The organism is Methylobacterium sp. 001424705, from assembly GCF_059816145.1.
Genome location: NZ_JCBANU010000091.1, coordinates 1 through 637, shown reverse-complemented (window position 1 = coordinate 637; position 637 = coordinate 1). Strand labels below are relative to the sequence as shown.

Here is a 637-nt window from a genome sequence, read left to right as displayed (position 1 = left end):
TCGCTTCAGCGCCACGGGCTGATGGGAATCGATGTCTGCTTATTCTGAGGGCACTGTCACGATGGACACCACTTCTGCTCGGAAGGGCCTTCCCGTCGGCACCACCACGACTGCGCTGACCCCATCCCATCCCGGCCTTGCCCGTCCCAGCCTGGCGGCCCTCCGCCCCGCCCTGGACCAGACCCTGGCCGCCCTGGCCCTGTTCCTGGTCGCCCCGCTCCTGGTCCTGGTCGCCCTCCTGGTACGCCTCGACAGCAAGGGCCCGGTCCTGTTCCGCCAGACCCGCACCGGCAAGGACGGGCACCCGTTCCAGATCTACAAGTTCCGCACCATGCGCGTGCTGGATGACGGGGCGGTCGTGCACCAGGCCACCCGGGGCGACGCCCGGGTGACCCGCGTCGGCGCCCTGCTGCGCCGGACCAGCATCGACGAGCTGCCCCAGCTCCTCAACGTGCTGCAGGGCGACATGGCCCTGGTCGGCCCGCGCCCCCATGCCCTGGCCCACGACCTCTACTACGGCGCCGAGATCCCGACCTACCGCCACCGCTTCGCCGTCAAGCCCGGCATCACCGGCTGGGCCCAGATCAACGGTTCGCGCGGGCCCACCCCCACCCTGGCCGACATGCAGCGCCGCGCC

1 protein-coding gene is annotated in these 637 nt (G+C 71.3%); it reads left to right on the top strand.

What is annotated here, in order from left to right:
* Positions 1–61 precede the first annotated feature (61 nt).
* Positions 62–637: sugar transferase (locus AC6EUL_RS22890; protein ID WP_499872914.1), on the top strand; the 576-nt coding region annotated here is incomplete at its 3' end.